This window comes from Massilia agrisoli (genome assembly GCF_020831365.1).
Classification (GTDB): Bacteria; Pseudomonadota; Gammaproteobacteria; order Burkholderiales; family Burkholderiaceae_D; genus Telluria_A; species Telluria_A agrisoli.
This window is the reverse complement of the sequence record NZ_JAJHPV010000009.1, coordinates 238,624-257,463: the sequence shown is the minus strand read 5'-3', so window position 1 is coordinate 257,463 and position 18,840 is coordinate 238,624. Positions and strand designations below refer to the sequence as shown.

Below are 18,840 nucleotides of genomic sequence, written 5' to 3'. Positions count from 1 at the left end.
CTTATTTGCGTTGCAGCGCCACCGAATAGGGATGCAGGGTCGCCGTCATCACCCCGGCCACCACCGCCGGATCGGCCTCCATGAAGGCGCGCGCGGCCTTTTCATCGTCCGCCTCGAACACCACCAGTCCGAAGGTCTTGTCCATCTGTTCCGTGGTCCGGCCGGCCAGGATCACCTTCCCGTCCGCCGTCGCCTTCTTCAGCCGCTCGAAGTGGCGCGAGGTCGCGGCCTTGTCCTTGTCGCTCCACTTTGCCGCGTCGTGCAGGTGCGGCGCCACGCGCAGCATGTACACGAACTGTTGCGGCCTGGCGGCCGCCGGGGTTTCAGCCAGGGCGGCGGGCGCGATCAGGAATGCCGCGAGGGCGGCGGCCAGCACTTGTTTTGAGCGGTGCATCCGGACTCCTTGTTGATGTTATTAACTGCATCTTGCCATAGCGGGCCCCGATTGTGGGTGCAGCAAAAATGAAACAATCGGATAGATTTGTCCATACTAACAGTTGCACTTTTTGTACGAAGCGTTCTACACTTGACTCAAGTTACCGGCGCAAAAGACCAGGTAACATCGATAAAAAAGTGCACCCAGCATACGCCGGAGACAACGCACTAAGCTGAACGGAAAAAACCATGACGTCAAATTCGTACCTGGCATTCGCACTTTTTTCACCCATCCCTTCCGGCTTCCCCATGCCTGGCGGCGCGTTGATCACGTAAGCCGCAGCGGACGTTTTCGCGTCCTCCAGCAGCGCTAACACATCCATCTTTATTCGAGCCGTCGAAGGCCTTCCTGCGTTCGTTCGCCGGAACTTCGTCCTATCGAGCCAGTTGAGGAGGCCATATGCTTTCCATCGCGACCAAAGTAGAACAAATCGTCTCTGAATCGCCGTTCCTCACCGAAGGGATGGCGCTCGGGCTGATCAACCTGTCCGAACTGGCCCGCCAGCTACGCCCGCAGCTGGAATCGGACCTCTGGAAGCCGGTCGGCCAGGCGGCGGTGGTGATGGCCCTGCGCCGCGTGTCCGAACGCCTGCCGCCGCCGGACAAGACGAACCCGATCATGATCGCGCCGCGTTCGGGCGAGCTGACCACGCGCACCGAGCTCACCATCTCTACCTACCGGCTGTCGGACAACAGCAATGAATGCCAGCGCCAGCTGCTGGCCCTGGCCGAACCTTTCCCGGGGATGTTTGTTACGGTGACGCGCGGCGTGCACGAGGTGCTGGTGGTGAGCAGCGGTTCGCTGCTGCACATCGTCGAGGAAGCGTTTAGCGGCGAGCGCCTGCTGGCGCGGGTCAACAACCTGACAGCGCTGACCTTGCGGCTCAATCCCGACACGCAGAAAACGCCGGGCATTTATCACGCGGTGCTCAAGAAACTCGCGTGGGACAAGATCAGCGTGACGAACATGATGTGCACGTTCTCGGAGCTGACCATTTTGCTGGAACACTCGCAGACCGCGCCGGCGTTTTCGGTGCTGTCAAAAATCGTGTCCCACTGATTTTTGCCTAGGCTACCGCCGGCTCCAGCAAGGTCAAGGTTTGCCGCTCGGTGTCGAGCCGCGCCATCACGCCCACCGGAATGGTGAACTGGTGGCGAATATGCCCGAACGAATAGCCGCTGACCGCCGGCACAAGCAGTGGCTTCAAATGCAGGTCGAGCGTCTCCTGCAGCGTCAGCGACAGTTCCGGGTCTTCCGGCACGCACTCGTCGCAGATCCCTATCATCACCGCGGCGGCATTCTTGAAGCCGACCGCCAGGTCGAGCTGCGTCATCCAGCGGTCGATGCGGTACGGTTCCTCGTTGACCTCTTCTATGTAAAGGATCGCGTCCCTGAAGTCGGCAGCGTAGGGCGTACCCGCCAGTGCGCTCACCAGGCTCAGGTTCCCGCCGATCAGCGGGCCCGTGGCCTGCCCGTGCGTCGCCGTGCGCATCGCGAAGTGCGGTTCTTCCAGCGCGCGCCGGCTGTTCTCCAGCGCCATCGGGATGGTGTAGGTCGGCTGCGGGTCCATCAACACCGCCAGCATATGCTCGCGTGCGTAATCGGACTGGCCGGAAATCGCCACCGGCCCGTGGAAGGTCACCAGCCCGGCGTGGCGGTAGAACGCCAGGTGCAGCGCGGTGATGTCGGAGTAGCCGAGCAAGACCTTGGGGTTCGCGCGCACCAGCTTGTAGTCGAGCGACGACAGGATCGAGATGCAGCCCGATCCGCCGCGGATGCACCACATCGCCTTCACTTCCGGGTCCTGGACCATCGCGTGCAGGTCGGCCACGCGCTGCTGGACTGAGCCAGCATAGTTGCCGTGCACCGCGCGCAGGTTGGCGCCGAGCTTGACCCGGAAGCCCAGCGCTTCGATATTGCGCACCGCCTTTTCAATCGAGGCGTCGTTGGTGCGTCCGCCAGGTGCAATCAGGCCGACAAGGTCGCCCGTGTGAAGACGCGGTGGTTTGATCAGTGCTTGTTTCATCGGTCGTGAAGGGCGCTTGCCCCGAGGGTGCGCAGAAGCGGGAAGCGCGACGGCGGCCGCCATCAGGGCGCCGAAACTACGTCGGCTGATTTTGTCGCTTGCGGCCATATGGGTTCGTCATCGTGAAATAAAAAAAGCCCGTCGGGGGAAGCTTACGCCTCCCCGCGACGGGCCGCTACGTCGCCGTTATCAGAGGAACTTGTAGTTCGCGGTGAAGGTGAACGAACGGCCGCGTGGATCGGCTACGCGTGGTTCCCACGAGCTGCCTGCACCGGTGTTGCCGTCGTAGGTGATCGCGAACGGTGGGTCTTCGTCGAAGATGTTCTTGATACCTGCGGTCAGGGTCAGGTTCTTGAAGCCGGCGTACGACACGCTCGTGTGGAAGATCGAATACGGATCAACCTTGGCGTCGTAGTTGCTTGGCGTAACCTTGCCGCTTGCAACACCTGGCAGTACCTGGTCCAGGTAGCCGTGACGGTAGACGTTCTGGAACAGCCCGCTCCAGTCACCCTTCTTGAAGCCGACGTAGGCGGTGTGCTTCCACTTCAGGCCGAGGTCGCCGGTGAAGGTGAACACGCCCACTTCGCTCTTGCCGAATTCTGCGCCTGGCAGTGGACGGCTCTTCTTTTCCAGCAGCTTGGAGCCATCGATGCCGGCAGTCCATGCACCGTCCCAGATCTTGCCGCTGGTACGGGCGCCGATTTCCAGGCCGCGGGTGACCGATGCGCCGGCGTTGACCCAGCGCTGGTCGATCGCAACCAGGTTGCCGCTGGCGTCGCGCAGGAACTGCTCGGTGAACAGGCCGTAGTTGGACAGCATGGTCGACAGCGGAACCGACTTGATGGTGTCGAAGCGGCGGATTTCCCACAGGTCGAGGTTAGCCGAGAAGTTGCGTACTGGTTCAAACACGACGCCGATCGAGCCTTGCTTGGCAGTTTCAGGTCCGAGCGAAACCTTGCCGCCCGTGAAGACCACAGGGGTGATCGATTCGCAGCCTGGCTTCGAGCTGTCGGCCTTGGCGCCTGGGCACTTGCCCGGGTCGGCCAGGTCCTTGCCGGCGTACGGCGATTCGGTCACGCCGTTGAACAGCTGGTTGAATGCCGGTGCGCGGAAGCCTTCGTTGTACGAACCGCGGAACAGCAGCTGTTCGGTCGGCTGGTAGCGGAACGATACCTTCGGGTTCACGGTGTTGCCGAAACCGGAGTAATCGTCGCGGCGTACGGCGACGTTCAGTTCCAGCGCTTTCGTGACAGGAACGATCACTTCGGCGTAGATCGCCTTGATGTCGCGGCTGACGTTCGGCAGCGCGTTGACGTCGTCGAATGCTGCGTTCAGGATCGCTGGACGGGTCGCGGCTTCACGGCGGTCGCCGTTGAACTCGTACTCTTCCTTGCGGATGTCGGTACCCACGGCCATCAGCACAGGGCCGGCTTCGAGCTTGTAGATCTCGCCCGAGATCGCGGCGTCAAACGCGGTCAGCACGGTCTTGCCGCCGTACAGCACGACGCCAGCAGCCGATGCGTTGTTGATCAGGTCCAGCGCTGCCTGCGACTGGGTTTCGCCAGCCTTCAGGAACGGGTTGATGATGCCGGTGCCCAGCGCGTCGCGCAGTGCCGCCGTGTAGTGGTAACCAGTACCCAGGGCCGATTCGGACTCGCTGAATGCGCGCGCCAGGCCGAGCTTGTAGTCGAACGCGTAGCTGCCGATGTTCAGTGGGCCATCCGCGCCCAGCTGCAGGCGGCCGGCTTTGGTTTCGGTCACGATTTCGCGGTTGCCGCACTCCATGCAGCGCCAGCGGTAGGCGATCGGCAGGCCGCGGTTCGCTTCGATCGAAGGGAATACTTTGGCGATGCTGTTGAATACTTCGTTGTAGGCCGAGCCGGTGCTAGGGTAGAACGCGCGCGCGTCAAAGGTGCTGGCGCTTGGCGAGATCTGGTTCGGCGAGAAGCTCTTTGCCACTTCGGTGTTGGAGCCGAAGGCTTCGGCGAACAGCTCGTGGTTGCCGACGCGAACGGTACCGCGCGCAACGAAGTTGTCGTTCTTGACTGGCTGCTGCAGCACTGCCGCGCGGCCGGTGTCGTAGGCGCAGCCGAAGCCGGCGCTTGGGGTATCCCACAGCTTTTCGTCGTACGCGCCCATGCCGTCGACCGATGCGCAGCCCGCGCCGCCCGGCAGGTCGAGGATGCTGATGCCGCTGTAGGCCTGGGTGGTGCCCGGCAGGATAGGGCCGGTGTTGCTCTTGCGGCTGAGGATGGTGTCGCCCAGCGAGGTGGCAAACACGTTCGCGTGCGGTGCGCCGCGGGTGTCGACCGACAGGCCGCGGTCAGGCTGGAAGGTGTTGACGAAGTCGCGCTGGTCGCCGCGCAATGCCTTGTTTTCGCTGGTGGACGCAGCGATCAGCACGTTGTAGCCCTGCTCGGCCAGGTCGCCGAAACCGCCGGTGACCTGCAGGCGGCCGATTTCGCCGCCGCCCGCTTCGGTGACGTCGGTGAATACCTGGGCTTCCAGGCCTTTGTAGTTCTTCTTGAGGATGAAGTTGATCACGCCGCCGATCGCGTCGGTACCGTAGATCGCGGAAGCGCCGTCCTTCAGCACTTCAACGCGGTCCACCGCGGCGAACGGGATCGAATTCAGGTCGACTGCCGAGCCCTTCATGCCGTGCGGCGCCACGCGGCGACCGTTCAGCAGGACCAGGGTGCTGTCGGCGCCCTGGCCGCGCAGGTTGGCCGACGATGCGCCGTTGTTGCCGCGCTGCGCGCCGGAGGTGACGTCGGCGTTACTGGCCAGGTTGTCGGAGCCGTTGCCGTTGACGTTCAGGCTGGCGATCAGCTGCTCGGCGTTGACGATGCCTTGCTCTTCGAGCTGCTTGCGCGAGATGATTTCAACCGGCAGCGCGCCTTCCTTGGCGATGCGCTTGATGCTACTACCCGTGATCTCGACACGCTGGATATATTGCTGGGGCACATCCTGCGCCAGCGCCGGGCTTACAACGCCGATCAGGGCGATCAATTGCGCAATCTTTTTCAACTTCACGGTTCTCTCCTCTTGGGGTCTCGCAGGCCTGGTTTGGCAGGTATGCATATCGGGTAATGTGCTTGGCATTACGCTATTGGTCGTTTCAGAGTACGCGGAGCAATATGCAGCGTGCCAATGAAAATTCCGGCGGCAACCATAACTTACGGGAATGTATTGCCTTACAACATCAGCGGGCTATTCTACCGAGGCGGTCGCGTTGCGCAAGGTCTAGCTGGAGATAGCGCCACGGAGTGAACTCCACAGGGTGGCGCTTGTAGTTTTTAAGCCACGGGTGGCGGATATCGGCGGAAATCGGGTGCGTCAACGGCACCCATGGGTTATACGCATGGATCAGCTGGTTCATTTCGCGGTACAGCTGTTGCCGTTCAGGCGAGTCGGGCAGCTTGCGGGCTTTTTCGTAGCGTTCGTTGTAGGCCGGCAGGTTGAAGCGCGCATAGTTGGCGCGCCCGCTGTTGGGACCGTACAGCAACTGGTAGAAGTTGTCGCCGTCGGGAAAATCGGCAATCCAGTTGCTTTCGAACATTTGAACCTTGCCAAGGCGCGATGCCTTGATGATCTCGGTTTTCTTGTCGCTGCGGAACACCACGCGCAGGCCGATTGCCGTCAGGTTCTTGCGCCACAGCTCATCGCGCAGGCGTCCGCCCACGGTCGCTTCGCTGTGCATCGTCAGGGTCAGGGACTGGCCGCCGGGGCTGCGCCGAAAGCCATCCGGGTCGCGCTTACCGTATCCAAAGCGGTCGAGCAGGGCGTTGGCGAGCACCGGGTTGTAGCCCACCGGGCTGCGGTACGCTGTGTCATGCCCGAGCACGTTTGGCGGCAGCGGCGACTCTGCCCGGATCGCAAAGCCCTTCTTCAGCAGGGCAATATCTTCCGGGCTGTTGTAGCTCAGCGAAATGGCGCGCCGCAGCGCCACTTTCTCTTTCGAATAGCCGCCGATGACGGGGTCTTCGGTGTTCATCCACATGTAGTAGGTCTGCAGCACCGGGAAGCGGGTCAGTTCCATCCCGCGCGCCACCAAGGACTCCTTCAGCTTGCCGTCCTGGATCACCATGTCGGTCATCGATTCGGGCACCTGCTCGATATAGTCGTATTCGCCGCTCAGGAAACCCAGCATGCGGCCCTGGAATTCCTCGGCAATCTTGACTTCCACCCGGTCAAGCAAGGGCAGGCGCTTGCCGTTCAGGGCTGCCGCGATGGCCTGGTCCTGCGGGTTGTCGCCCGGCGTGCCCTTGAACACCGCCGTTGAATCCGGGTTGGCCAATAGCACGATGCGGTCGCTGCGCTTCCATTCGCCGATCATGAATGGGCCGGTGCCGACCGGGTGGTTGCCGACCTGTCCGGGGTAGGCCTCGACCACTTCGCGCGCGACTACGCCCGAGGCAGGTGTGGTGAGGTATAGCAGGAAATTATTGTCCGGTGCGCTGAGGCGGATGCGCAGGGTGTAGCGGTCAGGCGCCGACAAGCCCGGAATCGCCGTGGCATAGCTGAAGTTCTTCTTCAGCGCCGAGTCGCCGGCAATCTTTCCTTCAAAGAGGAACAGCCACGGCGATTTGAGCGCCGGGTCGTACAGGCGGGTGAAGCTGTAAACATAGTCGGCCGCCGTCATCTCGCGCTTTTTGCCCTTGAACGCGGGGTCGGGCGTGAAATAAATGCCGGGCCGGATCTTGAACGTATAGGTCAGACCGTCGCCTGACACCTCGGGCATGGCGGTCAGCGTGTTCTCGCGCAGCTTGAGCGGGCGCGCCAGGTAATCGTAGCGCAGCAGCGGATCGAACAGGTTTTCCAGCAGGCTCAGCGTAGCGATGTCGGACGCCACCGCGGGGTCGAGCCCGGTTTCGCTGGTCGACAGGAAGGTATGCAGGACTTGCGGCCGCGCCGGCGTGTCGGCGGCCATCGCCGCAGCGGTGCCGAAACAGGAGGCTGCGAGCAGGGCGGCGACAACGGTTTTGCTGAATTTCATCGGGTTTATCCGGATTGTACGATGCGTATCATATGCGAGCCGGGGTGCCAGTGAGCACCTGTGCCGATGAAATCAGCTAGGCGCCGCATAACTTTTTTACATAGTCGTGCTGCATTCTTTCATCAAATCATCGCGGCCTGCGCCTATACTCTCGCTGCACAATCTTCATATATCCCATACGCAAGTAGAGCACTCATGCTGAATTACATCTGGTCTGGCTTTTTCCTTGTAGGTTTCCTAGCGGCACTGGCCCAGTGGATTTTCATGGGCGACATGGAGATCTTCAAGCGTGTCATCGACGGCACCTTCGAATCGGCCAAGAGCAGCGTGATGGATATTGCCTTGCCTTTGGCAGGCGTGATGACCCTGTGGCTTGGCATCATGAACATCGGCGAAAAAGCGGGTGCGGTCGGCTTCATCGCGCGCGTCATTGCACCTTTCTTCTCGCGCATCTTCCCCGGCGTCCCGAAAGACCATCCGGCCACCGGCCACATGGTGATGAATTTTTCGGCAAACATGCTTGGCCTCGACAATGCGGCGACGCCATTCGGCCTGAAAGCCATGGAAAGCCTGCAGGAGATCAACCCGAAGAAGGACGAGGCCAGCGACGCACAGATCATGTTCCTGGTGATCCAGACTTCTGGCCTGACCGTCATCCCGCTGTCGATCATGGCCCAGCGCGCCATTTTGGGCGCCGCCGATCCGTCCGACATCTTCATCCCCTGCCTGATCGCGACCTATGTGGCTACGCTGGTCGGCATCATTACGGTCGGCGTGCGCCAGCGGCTCAACCTGTTCCATCCCGTCGTGCTGGCGTGGCTGGGCGGCGGCACTGCCGTCGTCGGCGGGCTGGTGTGGTACATCGCAGAATTCATGAGCAAGCCGGAGATCGAGCTGTTCTCTAAAGTCACGGCCAACCTGATCCTGTTCTCGATTATCGTCACCTTCATCTTCGCGGCGCTGCGCAAGCGGGTCAATGTGTACGAAGCCTTCATCGAAGGCGCGAAAGGCGGCATCCAGACCTCGCTGAACATCATCCCTTACCTCGTCGGCATGCTTGTCGCCATCAGCGTGGTGCGCAACTCCGGCGTGCTCGGCATGATCGTCGACGGCGTCAACTGGGTACTGGCGTCGCTTGGCCTGCGCAACGACTGGACTGGAGCCCTGCCGACCGCACTGATGAAGCCGCTGTCGGGCAGCGGCTCGCGCGCCATGATGATCGATGCGATGAAAACCTATGGTGTCGACTCCTTCGTTGGCCGCCTCGCCAGCATCATGCAAGGCGCCGCCGATACGACCTTCTATATCATCGCCCTGTACTTCGGCTCGGTTGGCATCCGCAAGACACGCTACGCGATTTCTGCCGGCATGATTGCCGACGTCGCCGGCATGGTCGCCGCCGTCTTCGTCGCCTATCTCTTCTTCGGTTAAGGAGCCCCATGCTGCGCCGCACCGCCCTCGTTACCCTGCTTGCGTGGAGCTTCGCTGCCCACGCCCAACTGCCGCAGCCGGTCAGCACCCTGCTGGCCACCAATGGCATCCCGCAAGACGCGATGAGCGCCCTGGTCATCCGCGGCAACACCATCATGGTGTCGCAGCAGCCCGAAAGGGCGATGGCGCCGGCGTCGACGATGAAGCTGGTGACCACCCTGGTCGGGCTGGAACAGCTGGGCCCGGTATTCAAGGGCCGCACCGAGCTGCTCAGCAACGGCGAAATCATCGGCGGCCGCCTCAAGGGCGACCTGGTGCTGCGCGGCGGCGCCGATGCCGACCTCGACGGCGACGTGCTGCGCCGCATGCTGCAGGCGCTGCGCAACCAGGGCATCCGCAAGATCGACGGCAAGCTCATCGTCGACCGCAGCTTGTTCAATCCGTCGCGCATGGATGTCGGCGTGCCGCCGTTCGACGAATCGCCCGAAGCGTATTACAACGTGATTCCCGACGCGCTGCTGATCAACAAGAACATGCTGCAGGTCGACATGCGCTCCACCGCCAAGGGCATCAAGCTGGCGATGGAACCGGCGCTGGACCGGGTCAGCATCGAATCTGCCATGACCCTGGTCGACGGCGACTGCGCGAAATGGGAAGACGGCTGGAAACTGCCGGAAGTAAAAAAAGAAACCGATGGCCGCATCCGCGTGGTGCTGAACGGCACCTTCCCGAAAGACTGCGTGCGCACCAACAGCATCAACGTGCTCGACCGCCAGGACTATGTCGAGCGCCTGTTCCGCATCACCTGGAAGCAACTGGGCGGCGGCCTGAAGGGCCCGGTTGTCGAAGGCACGGCGCCGCTCGACGCGAAGGTGCTGGCCGCGCATGTATCGCGCGCGCTGCCGGAAGTCGTACGCGACATCAACAAGCCGTCCGACAATGCACTGGCGCGCACCGTGTTCCTGAGCCTCGGTACGCTGGAAGCCGATACGGCGTTGGGCAGCCGCCCGATTGCCGGCGTCACCACGCAGACTACCTTCATCCGTGCCGACCTCGCCGTGCGCGACTGGATGCGCCGCCAGGGCATCAACGACACCGGGCTGGTGATGGAAAACGGCTCGGGCCTGTCGCGCCTTGAACGTATCACGCCGCAGCAGATGGCGGGATTGCTGCAGGCGGGCCTGCGCAGCAAATGGGCGCCGGAATTCCAGGCCAGCCTGCCGATCGTCGCGGTCGACGGCACCATGCGCCGGCGCCTGCCGGACAGCCCTGCCGCGATGCGCGCGCGCATAAAAACCGGCACCCTGCGCGACGTGGTTGCGCTGGCCGGATACGTGCCCGACGCTACCGGCCAGATGTGCGTTGTGGTCGCGATGATCAACAGCGACGAGGTCAAGGACGGCAAGGGCCGCGCGGTGCTCGACGCGCTGGTCGATTGGGTTGCCCGGTCCGGTAAACCGGATGGAGCGTAGCGCGAACCGCCGGGGCGCCGCGGGCGGCCTGGTCTACTCCACTGAAGCCGGGCGCATGTGCCCGGACTGCCGCAACGCGCTCGCCCAATGCACCTGCAAGGCGAAACCAGCGCCGGTTGGCGACGGCCAGGTACGCGTGATGCTGCAAACGAAAGGCCGCGGCGGCAAAGCGGTCACGCTGGTCAAAGGGCTGGCGCTCGATGCCGATGCGTTAAACGCGCTGGGCAAGCAACTGCGTTCCGCCTGCGGCTCCGGCGGAACGGTAAAGGATGGCGTGCTTGAAGTGCAGGGCGACCACTGCGTGCGCATCATCGCCGAACTGGAAAGCCGCGGCTTCGCACCAAAGCGCGTCGGCGGCTAATCCTTCAGGCTTGCCTGTTCCGGCCACGCCAGGAACAAATCCGCCACCCACTCGACGAAAACGCGCACCTTGGCCGACAAATGCCGGTTGTGCGGGTACACGGCATTGATGGGCAGGGGCTCGGTTGTCCATCCGGGCAGCACGATTTCCATCTGCCCCGATGCGATCAGGGGCTCGGCAACCATGCTCGCCATTTGCACGATGCCCAGCCCAGCCAGGCCCGCGCTGGTGTAGACGGTCGAATCGTTGACTGCCAGGCAGGCCGGGGTTGGAATGTTGAGCGTCTCGCCGTCGCGCGAGAAATCCCAGTCGTGCACCTTGCCGGTCTTTGAGGAAAAGTAGTTGACGCACTGGTGGCGCAACAGGTCGTTCGGATGGCTTGGGCGCCCGTGCTTGGCAAGATAGGCGGGACTCGCACAGGTAACGAACTCGAGGATGCCCAGCCGCCGCGCGATCAGCCCTGAATCGGGCAGGATGCCGCCGCGGATCGCGCAGTCCACACCCTCCTCGATCAGGTCGACCGGCCGGTCGCCGCAGCCCATGTCGAGGCGGATGTCCGGGTAGCGCGCAAAAAAATCCGGCAGCCGCGGGATCAGCATGGTGTTCGCCAGCCCTGTGGACACGTCGATACGCAGGCGCCCGCTGGGACTGAGCCGGGTGGTCGACAGCGACTCCTCCGCTTCCTTCACGTCGGACAAGATGCGCACGCATCGTTCATAATAAGCCGCGCCATCCGTCGTCACGTGCACCTGCCGCGTTGTGCGGTGCAGCAGCTTGACCGCCAGCGCCTGCTCCAGCCCTTGTACCAAAGTGGACACAGTGGCCTTCGGCAGCTGGAGATGCTCCGCTGCGCGCGTGAATCCTCCCGCGTCCACAACCTGTACAAACACTTCCATCGCTTGCAGTTTATTCATAAATCCTCTCATTGTTCAGTTTTCTGAACAATCAATTCGGTTTTGTCATCTTTATCAGATTGTAGATCGAATATACAGTGTACGTACTGCTTCAAGCGAGACAGGCAAATCTGAACCGGGGAGAACAATCATGCGTTATCAAAATGGAATCGTTGCAGTGGCAACCGTCCTGTTGGGCGCGTTGATGTTGACCGGCACCCTGTTCACCGGCCATTTCCCTCAGGCGACCCGCGCCGAGGCAGTCGGATTTGATGCACTCGCACATGACCTGTTTGCCGCCGCACCCGCGAACGAAGCAGGCAAAGACAAAAAAGGAGGCCTGTGATGAACAAGCCTGTTGAACCCGCACTGGGCGTCGCACGGCGCGACATCCAGGCGCAGGGCGCCGAGGGCCCGCTTGAAGCCCGCGTATATTCGAATGGCGCGCGCAAGAAGGCCGACCGGCTGATGGTGTTCTTCCACGGCGGCGGCTTCGTCGAGGGCGACCTCGATGAAAGCGACCAGTTCCTCAGCCACCTGGTGGAGTGCGTACCGAACTACGTGGTGCTGGCGTCGCGCTACACGCTGGCTGGCGAAAAGCCATTTCCTGCCGCCGTCGAAGATGCGCACGCCGTGCTGGTCTGGGCCAAGAAGAACAAAGCCAGCATCGGCTGGAGCGGCAAGAGCATGGTGGTCGCCGGCATCGAGGCTGGCGCCAACCTGGCCGCGGTGTGCGCCCTGATGTCGCGCGACCGCGGCGCACCGAAACTGGCCGGCCAGGTACTGGTGATGCCGATGCTCGACCCCGGCCTGACCACCTGCTCGATGCGTGAAGTGGCGCCTGGCGCCGAGACGATCGAAGTGGCCAACAGCTGCGCCGCCAGCTACCGCGGCTATTTGCCGAATGCCGCCGACCGCAGCCACCCCTACGCCTCGCCGCTGCAGTCCAGCCGCCTGCGCAACCTGCCGCCCGCATTGATCCTGTCTGCCGAGGACGACCCGTTGCGCGACGAGGCCGAACAATACGGCGCAAAGCTCACCAGCTCCGGCGTATCGACAACGATGAAAAGGCTGGTGCCTGAATCCATCCAGGATGCCGCCGCCCGCAACGAGTGTGCGTGCGAAGCCGCCGCGCTCACCGAAATCTCCCGCTTCCTGGCGACGCTCGACGGTTCCCTGACCGCTTCCTGACCTAACTCCGCTTTCAACCCCTGCGACGCCTTTTTCAAGGCGTCCGGGGACCGCTTTACCCTCGACTTTGCGTCCTGCCGTCCCGGCGGCAGGGCCGGGGCCACTTTTCGACTAAAAAAAGGAAACATCATGAAAACAGCGCATCGAATCTCCATCTTTGCCAAGCCGCTGGTTGCCGCCATGGCCGTCGCGGGCCTGGCCGCCACGGTGCTTTCTGGCTGCGACAATGCCACGGCCAACAGCGCCGCCGCCGCTCCGGCCGCGCCGCCGATCACCGCCGCCACCGTCATCGAAAGGCCGGTCACCGAAACGCAGGAGTTCTCCGGCAGGCTGGAGGCAGTCGAACGGGTCGACATCCGCGCCCGCGTCGGCGGGTTTATCACGCAGGTGCATTTCAAGCCGGGTAGCCTGGTCAAGAAAGGCGACCTGCTGTTTGAAATCGATCCGCGCCCGTTCCAGGCGGAGGCCAGCCGCGCGGAAGCCGCGGCCAACTCGGCCATCGCACGCGCCGACCTGGCCAAACTTGAACTCGACCGCGCCCAGCGCCTGCTGGCGGACAAGGCGATCGCGCAGCGCGAGTTCGACGAGAAGGCCTCGGCGCTGAAGGAACTCGACGCCAACGTGCGCGCAGCGCAGGCTTCGCTGCAAGCGGCACGCCTGAACATCGCCTACACCAAAGTGCAGTCGCCAATCACCGGGCGCGTATCGAAAGCCGAAATCACCACCGGCAACCTGGTCGACCCGACCGCGGTACTGACCTCGGTGGTTTCAAACAACCCGATCTACGCCACCTTCGACGGTGACGAAGCGACCTACCTGCGTGTCGGCCGCGACGCCCACAAAGGCGCGCCAGTCGCCGTCAAGGTTGGCCTGGCGAACGAAACCGGCTTCCCGCATGAAGGCAAGCTCGAATTCGTCGACAACAGCCTCGACACCGCAACCGGCAGCGTACGCATGCGCGCCACCTTCAACAACGACGACAACACCCTGGTGCCTGGCCTGTTCGCGCGGGTCCAGCTGGGTGGCAGCGCGGGCAGCCAATCCAATGCGGTCCTCATCAACGACCGCGCGGTGGGCACCGACCAGAACCGCAAGTTCGTCTACGTGATCAGCGCCGCCAACAAAGCCGAATACCGCCCGGTGGTACTGGGGCCGACGGTGGACGGCTTGCGCATCGTGCGTAGCGGCGTGCGCCCTGGAGAGAAGATCGTGGTCAACGGCCTGCAGCGCGTACAGCCGGGCGCACCCGTCAACGCGCAGATGGTTGCGATGGATGCTGACCGCAAGGCAGAACTGAAAGTGGCCGCGGTCGCAGCCACGGGCAAGGAATAAATCATGAACTTCTCCAGATTCTTCATCGACCGGCCGATTTTCGCGGCCGTCCTGTCGATCATCATTTTCGTCGCGGGCCTGCTGTCGATCTTCAACCTGCCGATCTCGGAGTACCCGGACGTGGTGCCGCCGTCGGTGGTGGTGCGCGCGCAGTTCCCGGGCGCGAACCCGAAGGTGATCGCCGAGACCGTGGCGGCGCCGCTCGAAGAGCAGATCAACGGCATCGAAAACATGCTGTACATGTCGTCGCAGTCGACCTCCGACGGTTCGCTGGCGCTGACCGTCACCTTCAAAGTGGGCACCGATGTCGAGCAGGCCGAATCGCAGGTGCAGAACCGCATCCAGCGCGCCTTGCCGCGCCTTCCGGAAGAGGTGCGCCAGATCGGCGTCACTGCGGTCAAGAGCTCCCCCAACCTGACGATGGTGGTCCACCTCGTATCGCCGAACGGCCGCTACGACGACGTCTACCTGCGCAACTACGCGGTGCTGAACGTGAAAGACCAGCTGGCGCGCATCAACGGCATGGGTGAAGTCCAGCTGTTCGGCGCGGGTGACTACGCGATGCGCGTCTGGCTTGATCCGCAAAAAGTGGCGGCGCGCGGCATGACCGCGTCCGACATTGTTGGCGCGATCCGCGAGCAGAACGTGCAGGTCGCCGCCGGCGTTATCGGCGCCTCGCCGGCAAAGGACGCCGACTTCCAGCTGACCGTGAATACCCAGGGCCGCCTCACCTCGGTCGAGGAGTTTGGCGCCATCGTCGTGCGCACCGGCGCCGACGGCGCCATCACCCACCTGAAGGATGTGGCGCGCCTTGAGCTGGGCTCCAACTCCTACTCCCTGCGTTCGCTGCTGAATAACAAATCGGCTGCGGCAATCGCCGTGTTTGAAGCCCCTGGCGCCAACGCGCTGCAGCTGTCGGCCGATGTGCGCGCCACCATGGCGGCACTGAAGAAGGACTTCCCTGAAGGCGTAGACTACAGCGTGGTCTACGACCCGACCCAGTTCGTGCGCGAATCGATCCGCGCCGTCATTACTACCCTGCTGGAAGCGGTGGCGCTGGTGGTGCTGGTGGTAATCATCTTCCTGCAGACCTGGCGCGCATCCATCATTCCGCTGCTGGCCGTGCCGGTGTCCATCGTCGGCACGTTCGCAGTGATGCTTGGCCTTGGCTTCTCGATCAACACGCTGTCCCTGTTCGGCCTCGTGCTGGCCATCGGTATCGTGGTCGATGACGCCATCGTGGTGGTTGAAAACGTCGAACGCAATATCGAAGACGGCCTGACCCCGCGTGAAGCGACGGTGCAGGCGATGAAGGAAGTCAGCGGTCCGATTATCGCCATTGCGCTGGTGCTGTGCGCGGTGTTCGTGCCAATTGCATTCGTCTCTGGCCTTACCGGCCAGTTCTACCGCCAGTTCGCGCTGACCATCGCCATTTCGACCGTGATCTCGGCATTCAGTTCGCTCACCTTGTCGCCTGCACTGGCCGCCGCGCTGCTCAAGCCGCACGACGCGCCGAAAGATGCACTGACCCGTGGCATGGACAAGGTATTCGGCCGCTTCTTTGGCTGGTTCAACCGCTTCTTCGGCCGTGCGTCGACGCGCTACGAAGGCGGCGTCAACACGGTACTCAAGCGCAAGGGCATGTCGGTGGCGGTGTACGCGCTGCTGACCATCGCAGCGGTATTCATGTTCAAGGCCGTACCAAGCGGCTTCGTACCGGCACAGGACAAGCAGTACCTGGTCGGCTTCGCCCAGCTGCCCGACGCGGCGTCGCTCGACCGCACGGAAGCTGTTATCCGCCGCATGTCGGACATCGCAGCCACCGTGCCGGGCGTCGAATCGTCGATCGCCTTCCCAGGCCTGTCGATCAACGGCTTCACCAATGCGCCGAATGCCGGTATCGTGTTCACGGCGCTCAAGCCGTTCGACCAGCGCACCGGCAAGGGCGAGTCGGGTCCGGAAATCGCGCAGGAGATCAACAAGCGCCTCGGCGAAATCCAGGACGCGTTCATCATGGTGTTCCCGCCACCGCCGGTCAACGGCCTTGGCACCATCGGCGGCTTCAAGATGATGGTGGAAGACCGCGGCAACGTTGGCTACGACGAGTTGTACAAGTCGGTGCAGGCGCTTCAGGGCAAGGCGTGGCAGGACCCGCAGCTGGCAGGCGTCTTCTCCAGCTTCCAGATCAATGTCCCGCAATTGTTTGCTGACGTCGACCGCGTCAAGGCCAAGCAGCTGGGCGTGCCGCTGGCGACGATCTACCAGACCTTGCAGATCAACCTCGGTTCGCTGTACGTGAACGACTTTAACCAGTTTGGCCGCACCTACCAGGTGCGGGTGCAGGCTGACGCGCAGTTCCGTTCGCAGCCAGAGCAGATCGCCCAGCTGAAGGTACGTAACGACAAGGGCGAGATGATCCCGCTGTCATCGCTGATGACTGTAAAAGACAGCTATGGACCGGACCGCGTACAGCGTTACAACGCTTACGTCTCCGCCGACATCAATGGCGGCCCTGCGCCGGGCGTGTCGTCCGGCCAGGCCCAGGCCGCGCTGGAAAAGATCGCCGCCGAGGTGCTGCCGAAGGGCGTCACCTTCGAATGGACCGAGCTGACCTACCAGGAGATTTTGTCCGGTAATACGATGACCCTGGTGTTCCCGCTGTGCGTGCTGCTGGTCTTCCTGGTGCTGGCCGCGCAGTACGAAAGCTGGACCCTGCCGCTGGCAGTCATCCTGATCGTGCCGATGTCGATCCTGTGCGCGCTGATCGGCGTGAAGCTGACCGGTGGCGACAACAACATCTTCACCCAGATCGCGCTGTTCGTGCTGGTGGGGCTGGCGTCGAAGAATGCGATCCTGATCGTGGAGTTTGCGCGTGAACTCGAAGACCACGGCCGTACGATCGTCGAAGCTGCCCTCGAAGCTTGCCGCCTGCGCCTGCGTCCGATCCTGATGACGTCGATCGCCTTCATCATGGGTGTGGTGCCGCTGGTGTTCTCGACCGGTGCTGGCGCCGAGATGCGCCATGCGATGGGCGTGGCGGTATTTGGCGGCATGCTGGGCGTGACCTTCTTCGGCCTGTTCCTGACGCCGGTGTTTTATGTCCTGCTGCGCACATTTGCAGACCGCCTCGGAAAGAAGACCCCTGTGGCAGCCGCTGCAAAACTGGAAGGGACCGTGTAATGAACAAGCTCACACAACGACTCTCGCCGCTGCTCGCCGCTTTACTGCTGGTTGCGTGCTCCACGGTGCCTGAACTGAAACAGCCGCAGGTCGAGGTGCCGCAGGCCTTCAAGGAAGTACAGGCGCCGGACGGCACGCAATGGAAGCCGGCGCAGCCCGCGGAAGCGCAGGCGCGCGGCCAGTGGTGGCTGGCGTTTGGCGACAGCACGCTGACCAGCCTGATCGACGAGGCCACCCGTGCCAACGCCAGCCTGGCGGTGGCGGCGGCGCGTGTAAAACAGGCGCGCGCCATTGCCGGCATCACCGACGCAAGCCGCGGTGTGCAGCTGGGCGCTGGCGTCGGCGGCCAGCGCGGCCGCGCCTCCGCTGTATCGCTCGGGCTGCCCGAAGGGACTGATGTCGCAGCAACGAATTCCTACCAGGCGGCGCTGACCGCCAGCTACGAAGTGGACCTGTTCGGCCGCCTCGCCGCCGGCAGCAGCGCTTCGCAGGCCGATGCGCAGGCATCGGAAGCGACCTACAAGTCCGTGCTGCTGGCGTTGCAGGCCGACGTGGCGCAAACCTGGTTCCGCCTGCGCGCCGCGAATGCTGAACTGGAAACGCTGAACCGCACGGTCGACCTGCGCACCCAGAGCGTCAAGGTCAACCAGAGCCGCTATGACAACGGCGACATCGGCGAATTCGACCTGGCCCGCGCCAAGACCGAACTGGCAACCGCCAAGGCGGAAGCCATCGGCGTGCAGCGCAAGCGCACGCAAAACGAGCACGCGCTTGCCGTCTTGCTGGGTAAGCCCGCATCATCGTTCACTGCGGAAGACAAATCGCTGGCCGACGCGGCGCAGTTGCCCGCGATTCCGGCCGGGCTGCCCTCCACGCTGCTCGAACGCCGTCCCGACATCACCGCCGCGCAGCTTGCAATGACGGCGTCGAACGCGCGTATTGGCGTCGCAAAGTCCGCGATGTTCCCGGCGCTCGCCCTGACCGGCAGCGGCGGCGGCGAGTCTGCCAGCCTGTCCGACGTCTTCAAGTGGAGCAGCCGCTCGTGGGTGCTGGGCGCGCTGATGTCGATGCCCATACTCGATGGTGGCCGCAACAAGGCCAACATCGCCCGCAGCGAAGCGGTGCTGGAGGAGTCGGTGGCCTCGTACCGCCAGAGCGTACTGGTGGCGTTTGCGGAAGTCGAGGACAACCTCGCCGGCCTGCGCATCCTGGCGGGGCAGGCGGAGCAGATCGATGCGGCAGTCGTGTCGGCGCGCCGTTCGGCGGACCTCGCGCAGAAGCTGTACGACGCCGGACGTTCGAGCTACCTGGACCTGCTGGACGCGCAGCGCAACCTGGCAGCCATCGAACGCAATGCAGTCCTGCTGCGCGGCGACCGCGCGGTGACGACGGTGGCGCTTATCCGCTCGCTGGGCGGCGGCTGGGATTGACGCAGGTAGTACCTGATAATTGAGATAGCACCGCACCCCCATATTTTCCTGGATAATGTCTCGATGACATGGCCAGGCTGATATGGGGGTTT

14 protein-coding genes are annotated in these 18,840 nt (G+C 63.2%); 9 read left to right on the top strand and 5 right to left on the bottom strand.

Annotated features, from left to right (window positions below; all coding sequences use genetic code 11):
- Window position 1 precedes the first annotated feature (1 nt).
- A complete protein-coding gene (locus tag LMJ30_RS05650; protein ID WP_229431366.1) occupies window positions 2–394 on the bottom strand; it encodes a YciI family protein in 393 nt (130 codons plus the stop codon).
- Between the two features lie 441 nt (window positions 395–835).
- Here LMJ30_RS05650 and LMJ30_RS05645 point away from each other — a divergent pair, with 441 nt between their 5' ends.
- Complete coding sequence (locus LMJ30_RS05645) at window positions 836–1,495, top strand: hypothetical protein (protein WP_229431365.1); 660 nt, start codon at window positions 836–838, stop codon at window positions 1,493–1,495.
- Window positions 1,496–1,502: 7 nt separating this feature from the next.
- Here LMJ30_RS05645 and LMJ30_RS05640 read toward each other — a convergent pair whose 3' ends face one another.
- From LMJ30_RS05640 to LMJ30_RS05630, 3 genes are all read right to left on the bottom strand, one after another.
- Window positions 1,503–2,462: a S66 peptidase family protein gene (locus tag LMJ30_RS05640; RefSeq protein ID WP_229431364.1), complete on the bottom strand. Its 960-nt coding sequence runs from the start codon at window positions 2,460–2,462 to the stop codon at window positions 1,503–1,505.
- A gap of 189 nt (window positions 2,463–2,651) precedes the next feature.
- A complete protein-coding gene (locus LMJ30_RS05635) occupies window positions 2,652–5,495 on the bottom strand; it encodes a TonB-dependent receptor domain-containing protein (RefSeq protein ID WP_229431363.1) in 2,844 nt (947 codons plus the stop codon).
- A gap of 169 nt (window positions 5,496–5,664) precedes the next feature.
- Window positions 5,665–7,458, bottom strand: coding sequence for an ABC transporter substrate-binding protein (locus LMJ30_RS05630; protein ID WP_371872978.1), 1,794 nt, complete (start codon window positions 7,456–7,458; stop codon window positions 5,665–5,667).
- Window positions 7,459–7,653: 195 nt separating this feature from the next.
- Between LMJ30_RS05630 and LMJ30_RS05625 the strand changes: the two genes are divergently transcribed.
- Genes LMJ30_RS05625 through LMJ30_RS05615 form a run of 3 tightly spaced genes read left to right on the top strand, consistent with a single transcriptional unit; the run spans window position 7,654 to window position 10,722 of the window.
- Window positions 7,654–8,889, top strand: a complete 1,236-nt coding sequence (locus tag LMJ30_RS05625; protein WP_229431362.1) for a spore maturation protein — start codon at window positions 7,654–7,656, stop codon at window positions 8,887–8,889.
- A gap of 8 nt (window positions 8,890–8,897) precedes the next feature.
- The gene (gene dacB, locus LMJ30_RS05620; RefSeq protein ID WP_229431361.1) at window positions 8,898–10,361 is read left to right on the top strand and encodes a D-alanyl-D-alanine carboxypeptidase/D-alanyl-D-alanine endopeptidase; all 1,464 of its coding nucleotides are present in this window, start codon (window positions 8,898–8,900) and stop codon (window positions 10,359–10,361) included.
- Window positions 10,351–10,722, top strand: a complete 372-nt coding sequence (locus LMJ30_RS05615) for a translation initiation factor Sui1 (RefSeq protein WP_229431360.1) — start codon at window positions 10,351–10,353, stop codon at window positions 10,720–10,722. The genes dacB and LMJ30_RS05615 overlap by 11 nt, the downstream gene beginning before the upstream one ends.
- On the opposite strand, the gene LMJ30_RS05610 is transcribed toward LMJ30_RS05615, so the two are convergent.
- Window positions 10,719–11,636: a LysR family transcriptional regulator gene (locus LMJ30_RS05610; RefSeq protein WP_229431359.1), complete on the bottom strand. Its 918-nt coding sequence runs from the start codon at window positions 11,634–11,636 to the stop codon at window positions 10,719–10,721. The two genes, LMJ30_RS05615 and LMJ30_RS05610, sit on opposite strands and share 4 nt — an antisense overlap.
- Before the next feature lie 130 nt (window positions 11,637–11,766).
- Between LMJ30_RS05610 and LMJ30_RS05605 the strand changes: the two genes are divergently transcribed.
- The 5 genes from LMJ30_RS05605 to LMJ30_RS05585 all read left to right on the top strand — a co-directional run bounded on the left by LMJ30_RS05605 (window position 11,767) and on the right by LMJ30_RS05585 (window position 18,748).
- Complete coding sequence (locus tag LMJ30_RS05605; RefSeq protein WP_229431358.1) at window positions 11,767–11,961, top strand: hypothetical protein; 195 nt, start codon at window positions 11,767–11,769, stop codon at window positions 11,959–11,961.
- Window positions 11,961–12,806 carry an alpha/beta hydrolase gene (locus LMJ30_RS05600; protein WP_229431357.1) on the top strand — a complete coding sequence of 282 codons (846 nt, stop codon included), beginning with the start codon at window positions 11,961–11,963 and terminating at the stop codon, window positions 12,804–12,806. The genes LMJ30_RS05605 and LMJ30_RS05600 overlap by 1 nt, the downstream gene beginning before the upstream one ends.
- 129 nt (window positions 12,807–12,935) lie before the next feature.
- Window positions 12,936–14,138 carry an efflux RND transporter periplasmic adaptor subunit gene (locus LMJ30_RS05595; RefSeq protein WP_229431356.1) on the top strand — a complete coding sequence of 401 codons (1,203 nt, stop codon included), beginning with the start codon at window positions 12,936–12,938 and terminating at the stop codon, window positions 14,136–14,138.
- A gap of 3 nt (window positions 14,139–14,141) precedes the next feature.
- Window positions 14,142–17,318, top strand: coding sequence for an efflux RND transporter permease subunit (locus tag LMJ30_RS05590; protein WP_229431355.1), 3,177 nt, complete (start codon window positions 14,142–14,144; stop codon window positions 17,316–17,318).
- Window positions 17,318–18,748: an efflux transporter outer membrane subunit gene (locus LMJ30_RS05585; RefSeq protein ID WP_229431354.1), complete on the top strand. Its 1,431-nt coding sequence runs from the start codon at window positions 17,318–17,320 to the stop codon at window positions 18,746–18,748. The genes LMJ30_RS05590 and LMJ30_RS05585 overlap by 1 nt, the downstream gene beginning before the upstream one ends.
- The last annotated feature ends 92 nt before the right edge of the window (window positions 18,749–18,840 follow it).